The organism is Rhodothermales bacterium, from assembly GCA_013002345.1.
GTDB lineage: Bacteria > Bacteroidota > Rhodothermia > Rhodothermales > JABDKH01 > JABDKH01.
Genome location: JABDKH010000109.1, coordinates 1 through 9,790 on the forward strand (window position 1 = coordinate 1; position 9,790 = coordinate 9,790).

General features: G+C 61.0%; 4 protein-coding genes. All 4 read right to left on the reverse strand.

Annotation, left to right across the window (positions count from 1 at the left end; all coding sequences use genetic code 11):
* Nucleotides 1–456: 456 nt before the first annotated feature.
* The 4 genes from HKN37_05540 to HKN37_05555 all read right to left on the reverse strand — a co-directional run bounded on the left by HKN37_05540 (nucleotide 457) and on the right by HKN37_05555 (nucleotide 9,759).
* A complete protein-coding gene (locus HKN37_05540) occupies nucleotides 457–3,711 on the reverse strand; it encodes a glycosyl hydrolase (GenBank protein NNE46107.1) in 3,255 nt (1,084 codons plus the stop codon).
* 323 nt (nucleotides 3,712–4,034) lie between these two features.
* A complete protein-coding gene (locus HKN37_05545) occupies nucleotides 4,035–5,267 on the reverse strand; it encodes a hypothetical protein (protein ID NNE46108.1) in 1,233 nt (410 codons plus the stop codon).
* 440 nt (nucleotides 5,268–5,707) lie between these two features.
* Nucleotides 5,708–7,510: a T9SS type A sorting domain-containing protein gene (locus HKN37_05550; GenBank protein NNE46109.1), complete on the reverse strand. Its 1,803-nt coding sequence runs from the start codon at nucleotides 7,508–7,510 to the stop codon at nucleotides 5,708–5,710.
* Nucleotides 7,511–8,019: 509 nt separating this feature from the next.
* Nucleotides 8,020–9,759 (reverse strand): VCBS repeat-containing protein, encoded by a 1,740-nt coding sequence (locus tag HKN37_05555; GenBank protein ID NNE46110.1) that lies wholly within the window; start codon nucleotides 9,757–9,759, stop codon nucleotides 8,020–8,022.
* Nucleotides 9,760–9,790 lie beyond the last annotated feature (31 nt).

Below are 9,790 nucleotides of genomic sequence, written 5' to 3' on the forward strand. Positions count from 1 at the left end.
ACCCCCACCTTCGTCTTTGCGATGGCCGTCCTTGCGCATGCGAGGGCCCGTCCTTGCATAAGCGAGGAAGGCGCCCTGCGCCGAAGAAGCAATCCGAAACGCCCAAGATTGCCGCGCTCGCTCGCAGAGACACCCCGCGGACGCCGCATCCGAAACAGGCCGTCATCACCGGCGGTCCGCAGGCCCCCCACACCTCGTCACTGCGATGGCCGTCCCTGCGAATGCGAGGGCCCGTCCTTGCGTAAGCGAGGAAGGCGCCCTGCGCCTAAGAAACAATCCGAAACGCCCAAGATTGACGCGCTCGCTATCGCTCGCTCTCAGCGGCGACTCCCTCCGTCGAGGCCCAGGCCCTATTCTCCGTCACCGCGAGCCCGTCGAGGGGTCTATGGTTGACGGCTAGCACTCGAGCCAACCCCCATCCACAGATCCCTCACTTCATTCGGGATGACGTTCCTTCTACTCCGGCAGCGGCTGCCCCTCGATCCACGGCGCCCCGGCCGCCTGCATCGCCCGCTCGATCCGAGGCATCTCCGTCTCCACAAGTCGCTGCAGCTCGGGCCGCATCCGGCCAAACTGCTCGACCGCTATCTCGAAGCTTCGCCGCTGCGCGGGCGTCGGCCCATACGTCGAGCGCGAACCCGACCACGCAAACGACTGCCGGTTGGCAAGCGTCGGTTCGTCCTGCTTCTCCCCAAACTCCTCCTTCGCCCAGTTGCCGGACAGCTGCTGATCCACAGCCAGCAACGACTCCTCAAGCTTATGCAGCGCGGCCTCGAGGTCGCCGGGCACGGCCTGCGTCCGGATGAGCGCCTTCTTCAGCAGCTCCACCCGATCCACGGCCTTCCGCAACACGACCCGGGCCGCCGATGTCGAGCGATTGAAAGCCTCAACCTCCCGCCAGTATGCCGCCGTCACCTGCGGATCTGCCGACGGCAACGCACCCTCGTACATCCGCTCCACCTGGAACGTCACCGGACCTGCCAGCGCCGTCACCACTCCGTCGATTTCCTTCGATAACGAGACCGAGTATTCGCCCGGAGCCACCATCGCCGCATAGTTACCACGTTCCGGATCTCCACTCTCACGGATCGCATCGGTCGGCGGTACCTTGAGGTCCCACGCCGTCCGGTTGAATCCCTTCTTGTTCTCCGCACGGATTCGCCGCACCACGTCGCCGGAGGCCCCACGCACCGTCAACCAGAATCCCGGCTCGTCCTGACGCCGCTCCGCCTCAACGGCATCCCATCCCGGAAACGCGACCGGTCTCTTTGCCTCTTTGAGAGCCTCCTCCGCGGACTGCCGCTCCTGCTTCAGCGTCTTCAGCGACTCTTTGATGTAATACGTAAAGACCGCACCGAACGGCGGGTTGGGAGCGAGATAATGATCGGCACCCTGAATCGACTTACCGCCGCGCGGGATATACCACCACGCGCGACGCACGGGGAAAAGCGTTGCCTCCTGCGCAAGCTGATCGTCAGAAACGTGCCGCAGTGCCGAGTAGTCGTCCAGTATGTAGAATCCACGACCGAACGTCGCTCCGACCAGATCGTCCTCGCGCCGGTGAATCGCCAGATCGCGAAACGAGATCGTCGGCACTCCACCCGTGAGCTTGTGCCAATTCCTACCGCCGTCGAGCGTCGTGTACACGCCGAACTCCGTCCCGGCAAACAGCAAGCCCGGCTTGACATGATCCTGCACCAACCGCCACACGAGCGTCCGGTCGGGCAGATCGCCGCGGATGGAAGTCCAGCTACGACCGCGATCACTGCTCTTCAACAGATACGGCTCGAGGTCCCCGAACTTGTGGTTGTCGAGCGCGACGTACACCACATCAGTGTTGTGCAGATCCGCCTTGACGTCGTTCACGAACGCCGTGGCGGGCACACCGGGCATGCGCCCCACCTCCATCTTGCGCCAGTTCGCGCCGCCGTCCTCTGTCACGGCAAACTGTCCGTCATCCGTCCCCACATAGATCAGGCCTGCCTGTAGCGGTGACTCCGCGATCGACGTGATGGAGTTGTACGTCGACATCGCGTACACATCCCACGGCTCGTCCCACCCCTGTGTGCTCCCCATGATCGGGAGAGACAGGCGCACCTGATTTCGCGTCAGGTCATCCGAGATGGCCGTCCATGAGTCGCCGCGATTGTCGGACCGCCACACACGTTGCGAAGCGAAGTAGAGCCGGCTCGGCGAATGCGGGCTGACAAGTATCGGCGAATCCCAGTTGAAGCGCTCGAACGGCTCGCCTGCTTCAGGCTGCGGCTGAATGCGCAACGACTCGCCGGTCGTCACGTCAACGCGGTACAGATGTCCCTGCTGCGACTCCGAGTAGATGATGTCGGGATTCCCCGGCTCGGTCGCCGGCTGATGACCGTCGCCGCCGAGCGTGATCCACCAGTCGTCGTTGTCGATTCCCACGCGGTAGGACGTGCGCGACGGGCCACCCTGCGTGTTGTTGTCCTGCGTTCCGCCGTACACATTGTAGAACGGCATCGCGTCGTCGATGGCCACCTTGTAGAACTGTGTCACCGGAAGATTCGGGATGAATCGCCACGTCTCGCCGAGATCAAAACTCTCGTAAAGCCCGCCGTCACATCCGACAAGCAAATAGTTAGGATCATCGGCACGAAATGCAACGGCATGATTGTCGACGTGCTTGCGCGTCTCGGGGTTTCGTCGAAAGATCTTGCCGCCATCTTCCGAAATCTGCAGGCGAACATCGGCCAGATAGATTCGGTCAAATGCATGCGGCGAGGCGTACAGCTCCTGGTAATAATGCGGACCCGTCCCACCGGCCACGGCGTCGGACATTTTCGTCCACGACGATCCGCGATCGGCGGAGCGGTACACGCCGCCTGTCCGTCGTTCGAGTTCGATGGCGGCGTAGATGATGTCGGGTTGTTGTGGCGAGATAGCCAGTCCGATCTTCCCCATGTTGGATTCTGGTAGTCCGCTGGAGAGTTTCTCCCAGGTCGCGCCACCGTCCTCCGATCGGTAGATGGCGGTCCCGGGGCCGCCGCCCATATATGCAGCGACGTTGCGATGCCGCTGCCACGTTGCGGCGTAGAGACGATTCGGATGTCTCGGGTCGATCAGGATGTCGGTGACGCCCGTCCATTCGTCGTCCCCGAGCGTCTTGAACCAGTTTTTCCCTCCGTCGGTCGTCATGTACAGGCCGCGGTCGCCGCCCTTCGCCCACAGGGGACCCTGGACCGCAACCCACACGACGTCCGGGTTGTCCGGGTGCACGATGATCTTCGAAATGTGCTCGGAGTCCTTCAGCCCGACGTTTTCCCAGGTCTTGCCAGCGTCGCGGCTGCGGTAGACGCCATCGCCATACCCCACGTGCCGACCACCCACGTTCTCGCCCGTGCCCACCCAGATCGTCGAAGGGTTCGACGGATCGATGGTGACGCATCCGATCGAATACGACGCCTGGTCGTCAAAAATCGGATCCCACGTCAGGCCGTTGTTGTCGGTCTTCCACACACCACCCGACCCCACGGCTACGTACCACTGTCGCTCGTCTTGCGGATTGATCGCGATGTCGGCGATCCGACCGGCCATCAAGGCGGGTCCGATGCCGCGCAGTTCGAGGCCAGAGAATAGTGTATCTGTTGATTGAGACTCTCCAGCTTCCTGTGCGAAGGCGGCGGAAGGCAGGATGGTCAGTATTCCGACCAGAAGGGCTGTGATTCGATACGTCATGATCTCAGGACCTGGGTTTCCGGATGTGAATCCTGAAGGTTAGACCATGTTGACGGCAGAGGCAAACGTTGCAGCTTGTAGGGGCTGCCACGACATTGTGAAGAACGTCATTGCGAGCGCCGCAGTGACGGGGGGAGGCACCGTCGTCATCCCCGACTCGATCGGGGATCCATCCGGGTCGAGGTCAATTCACGGACACATGGATTACCGCCGCCGCGGCAATGACACGTGAGTAACCTGGCCCCGCGGGGCGGGGCTGATCCCCAACATGCGAGAAAATGCCCGGGAATGCGAGGGCCGGAACGACATAGACGCCATCACCGCTAGAAGAAATAGTACACGGCCAGGTGCCCGCGGACATTGGTGACGGCCTCATCCGAATCCAGCGCGACCGGAGCGTAGTTGTTGTCTCGATCGCTCGCGAAAAGAGCCGAGGTCACTTCGCCTTCCAGCGCAAAGCGCAGCCGACCAGTCGAGTAGGTTGCGCGCGGCGCGACACGCCACAGCCGATCCAGATTGTCGGCTCGTGTCGCCTTCGTCTCAACATCGCCGATCCCGTCGCCGTCCGTGTCTTGCAACAGAACGGTAACACTCGGACCCGCACCCATATTGGTGAGAAAGCCACCGAACACGCCCAGCGCGACCGGCCCACCTGCACTCCATGAGACGTCCAGCCATGCCGACCCCACACGAAGCGATTCGAAGGATCCGTCTTCCACAGTTATGAAGCCACCGGTCATCAGGTGATCCGTCAGATCCGCGCCGTAGGTCGCCTTCGCCCGCACCGTGAACGGCGCGCTCTCGATCATTGCGTATCCCTGGACTGCAGCCGCCGTGAACCGTTCGGACGTCAACGTCGGACGGATCGACTTCACGTACACGCCGCCGCCGACGAGTCGGCTCGCCCCGAAAACCTGCACGTGGGCGTGCCCGGCAGGAATGGCTGCCTGCTGCTGCAACTTGTTGCCCCCGATATCACTGAAGGCGTCACGCTGTTGCGAGAGAGCCGTGATGAGTCGCACGCCGCCGCGCTCAATCGTAAACCGAATCTGACCAAATCGTGCGAACGGTTGGAACGGTGCACCCGTGTTGAAGGCCACCGTTTGCGGAAACACTGCAGCGGTGAAGAGCGGCGACCAGTACTGCCCGAACAGCAGTTTCTCGCCGCCCCAGTCGAGCTGGACGTACGCATGTCGCAGGCGGAACTGTCCGAGGTAGTCGTTGGCCGTGCCGAAGAAATCAGCCTCGACGACGCCGGTCAGATCGGCACCGAGTGCCTCAGTCCCCGAGCCCGTTACCCGGATACGCGACTGGAACGAAGCGTAGGTCAGATTGTCGGTTCGCGACGCCTCGGTATCGGGTAGGGGATACAGATGAAACTGACCCTCCCGCACCTGCGCCACCTGACGCGTATCGTAGATGTTCTCCGCTTTGACGTAACCGGATATTGCGACAGTCTGGGACCAGACCGATGGTACGACGAGAGCTGAAACGAACAGAACGACCGCGAGAACCCCGCTGTCTGTCGTCATGCGCGACATATCGCGGTTCCGCATAATAGTGGTGGGCATCTATGTTATCGGGGGCGCGACGTCGCGCTTCCCGTTGCTGGTCAAACAAGTCGGACCGAGTATCGGACCCACGAACATACATATTCGCAGGGAAGTGGCGTAATGGTGTGCGGGGAATCCCTTACGAAACGTGAGTCCTGTACTTAGGTCGTTCGGAGCTTGTCGAAGAATCTGCGTTGGCTGTCTGTCTCAACAGAGCAAAGACCCCTCGACGAGCTCGGGGCGACGATTGCGTGCAGCCTCCTCGTGTGGACGCGGGCTCTCAATGTCGGCTATTCGTGATGACGGTGAGCTTGCGATGCGGCATCCGCGGAGTGACTGAGGGGCGGCAGTCCCGCTCTACAACAAAAGAGCCGGCGACCCATCGGCCACCGGCTCCCTACCCCCGTAATATTGCGTCGCGTCGCCGTCTTCGCTGTGCTTTTTTATTTCAGCAGCACCACTGGCGCCGAAGCTGTACCGGCCTCCGTAACAAGCCGATACACGTAAAGTCCGCTCGGCAGATCGCCGGCCTCGAACCGCACATCGTACGTTCCGGCCGACTGGAAGCCTTCCGCGAGCGTACGCACCAGCTTCCCCGTCACATCGTAGACCGCCAGCTCAACCGTACCGGCCTCTCTGAGTGCGAACTGGATGGACGTCGTCGGATTGAACGGATTCGGATACGCGCGGCCCAGCTCAAAGCGCTCTGCGAGCTCGATGTCTACTTCGATCAGTTCGCTGTACGCAAAGGTCCCGTCGTAGTCGACCTGCCGCAGTCGAAACTGATGCGTACCTGCCGCCAGGTCGTTGACGCGGTACTCGTATCGATTCTCGTCCGTCGAGTAGCCTGCACCGTTTACGAATCCAGCCGTGACAAAGGCGCCTTTTGCCGTAGCTCGATGCTCAACATCGAATCCAGCGTTGCCTGTCTCGGAATATGTTGACCAGCGAATCGAAACGTCACGTCCGTCACGTATCACTTCCAGTGAGGACATTTCGACGGGAAGGCCCGACACATCGATGCCCGTTGCAGTGGCGTTATCCGCGGGGCCGTCGCTCTCGGGATCCGGATCGCTGCCGGAGTGCGACGTGTCGGTCGTGCTTCCGTCCGAGGTTCCATCTTCCGAAAAATCACCCCGACCGGTTCCCTGGTTGGTCGTGCTCGTCACGCCAATTGGAGGGTACCACGTCACATTGAACGTAATCTCCGCTGTCGCGCCCACAGGCAATCTGTCTCCGGTGGTCAAAGTGATCAGATTCTGATCTGTTGACCCATCGAACCCGCTGTTTGCCGTCGACAGCACGGCGCCACCCGTCAGCGTTCCGATCGCGGGGTCATCCACGGTATACTGCCCGGCCGTCAGGGGTCCCGAGGAGACGTAGGTGCCAAATGACGCTGCAAGATTGTCAACGACCTGCACATCTAGAAGGGGCACATCTCCAAAACCTTCGAGCAGAAACGTCATTGGAATGTTGTAGCTGCCGTTGCCGTTGTCCGTGATGATTCCAACGGCCAGCGCTGATCCGATCAGTGCGGTAAGATTCGTGGTCGTCGGGTCGTCGAAGACGATCTGGTTGACACGAAACTCCCACGAGAAGAGGCGATCACCGGCCGTAGCTGAGGTGCCCGTCTGGCCAATGCTGAAATCAAATCTCGATGCGGATCCCACATCGGCCACAGCGATCACCTGCGTGATGGTTGGATCGATACCGTTGTAGGTCGTCACCGACCCGAGAACACGGGTGCCGAGCGGGTCCGCTGAGATAGTCAATTCCGACGGGCCCTGCGGTGATGTGGCGGCCAGTCCTTCCACCGTGTACGACTGGACACCGGACATGATCACATACTCCTGCTGCCCGGCTGATCCGTCAACGTCCACCGCGCCAACCATGAGACCGGTCACGGCCACGGGCGATGATGATACGGCGTCGATGAGCGAGATCGAGAAGTCGGCCTGCGGGTTCTGATCGGGCGCGCCGTTCAATGTGGGCTGGAACTGGGCGGTGCTGGTGTTCGGGTCATCGAGCTGCACCAGGACGGCGCCGCCAGTAAGTGCCTTGATCTCGACGAGAGCGTCAACACCGGTCGTTACGCTCGTGAACCGGTAAATGGCTCCCGCCTGGAGAGCCGGGCCGGACACGTAGGAAAAGTCCGTAAAACTCAGACTTACCTGGGCGGAGACACGCTCATTTCCGATACCGGAGATCACGCCAACGACCAGCAGACATAGTAAAACTCTCTTCATCAAATACTACCGTAAGTACTTATTTATATTCCGGTTCAATCACTGCCATGAAGTCCGCTTCTGTGGCGGTGGCGGTCAAGTAATCGACAGGGATGCCCGGGCCTATAACCCGGAATTAGTGAATGAATGAGGTCATCGCGCTCCCGAATGAGGGGTGGGAAATGTCATTCTGAGCTTGTCGAAGAATCCCTGTGGGGGGGCCTGCCTCAATGCAGCACAGACCTCGACAGGCTCGGCGTGATCCTCGCCTTCCCCCGCCTACCCCCGCCTACTCGGGTGCAGAGCGCGGGGGCAGAGCGCAAGGACGGGCTGTAATGACAGGATGCCCGAACGTCATTCTGAGCCCGTCGAAGAATCTCTGTGGGAAGCCTGCCTCAATGCAGCACATCGCCAGAAGGAGTCGTCATTGCAGCTCCCGATGGTAGCGCGGCAATATGAGACAGTGCAATTGCGGTTGCCTCGGCATCGCATGGATCCCGGGGCAGACCCGGGATGACGTATTGGTCGCCCTATCGCAGCTCCCAGTACATCAGCCCGCCGCCCTGGCCGCCGGTCAAAACATCCCGGTCTCCATCTCCATCCAGGTCGACAAACACCGGCGCCGAATACGCCGGCAATGGCAGCGCGAGCACATCCGCAATGAAACCCGATGCAGATTCCGCTTCAACCGGCACAAACTCCGGCCCGGTCACCGACCCATCGTTGCGGTAAACAAGCACCCCTCCTGCCGCACGCCCGAGCACCATGTCGTAGTCGCCATCGGCGTCGAGATCTTCAAACACCGGGAAACACCTTCTCCCCACGTCAATCCCTCCGTACTCGTCGCTCACAAGGACGAAGTCCGGATCAGCCGCCGACCCCTCGTTCCGATAGTAGTTCAACGTACCTGACGTCTCCCCGACAAACAGATCCAGATCGCCATCCGCGTCGATGTCGACCAGCGCCGGGACCGCATTGCTTCCGCGCGTAAGCTTCGCCGCAACGGAATCAACAACCACAAACGAGTACGCGCCGTCTTGCACGTCATTCCGGTACCAGGCCAGTTCATCGCGCCACGTTCCCAGCACCATGTCCAGATCGCCGTCTCCGTCCAGATCACCGAGCGCCGGCGCATAGTGGTATGCCGGCTTGAACATCAGCGTGTCGGCCATCTGCCACACGAGCCCGTCGCCAACCGGGTCACGTCCATCCCGTACTACATCGAACACATAGATGGCAGACGTCTTGCTGTCGTTCGGCTCGATCTGGTTCGACAGCATTAATTCGGCATCCCCGTCACCATCGATATCTGCCACGACCGGAATGCTCTCCGCCCCGACGTCTACCGTGTACAGAAATCGCCGCGTGCTCAGTGTAAATCGGCCGGGTGACTCCTGCTCCAACAGATACAGATTGTCCGCCGTCGTCGTATTCGCGTTGAAGGCGCCGCCCAGCACTCCGATCAGAAGATCCAGATCGCCGTCTGCGTCCAGATCGCCCGGCGCCGGGGCATTGTAACCGCTCGTTTTGATCGGATCGTTCGGCGGAAACGGCATCGGCTGGCTTCCCAATGCAAGCCGCTGGCACGTGCCGGTATTCTCGATGAACAGCAACCCCGGCTCGAAGTAGTCGCCCCACAGCAGGTCCTGATCCCCGTCGTCATCGAGATCCGCAAAGAACAGCGTGTTCGCCCCGTGCCGCGATCCCATAAACTGCCCGATGATCTCGATGCCCTGGAATCGATCCTCCATGAATCGGAATCGGGGCGCGCCTCTCACGTCATTATCCGACCACTCGTAGCGTGAGATCGTCCCGTCCAGACGGCCCACGAACAGGTCCGGCTTTCCGTCGCAATCGATGTCCGTCACGTTGGGAATATTCTGACGATCCGAAAAGATGGCTTCGCCCCGGATGTCGGTCAGACTATCTGCCACCTCCACGAATCGAGGGCCGCCGTCGCCCCCTTCATTCCGCAGATACCGGACGTAGCTGTACGGCTGCTCCGACAACAGGTCGTAGTCACCGTCAAGATCGAGATCCGCAAACCGGTACCACTCTCCGACGTCGATGCCTCCGAACTGCTCCGAGCGAAACTTGTACTTCCCGTCTCCTTCGCGCCCCGTGTTCTCGAAGAACATCACGCGGCCCTGATCCTCCTGGATGAAGAGGTCGAGATCACCGTCCACGTCGATGTCTACCAGCTGCGGACGAGGGACGTTGAATCCGCCGAGGAATGGCTGATGGTATGCTCGACCGGTTGCGTCACGCATCTCGACCGGACCGTCTACGCTGCGAACGAAT

What these genes read in the sequence shown, in the direction of transcription:
- HKN37_05540 (NNE46107.1), bottom strand. Translation starts at nt 3,711, where the DNA reads ATGACGTATCGAATCACAGCCCTTCTGGTCGGAATACTGACCATCCTG.
- HKN37_05545 (NNE46108.1), bottom strand. Translation starts at nt 5,267, where the DNA reads ATGCGGAACCGCGATATGTCGCGCATGACGACAGACAGCGGGGTTCTC.
- HKN37_05550 (NNE46109.1), bottom strand. Translation starts at nt 7,510, where the DNA reads ATGAAGAGAGTTTTACTATGTCTGCTGGTCGTTGGCGTGATCTCCGGT.
- HKN37_05555 (NNE46110.1), bottom strand. Translation starts at nt 9,759, where the DNA reads ATGCGTGACGCAACCGGTCGAGCATACCATCAGCCATTCCTCGGCGGA.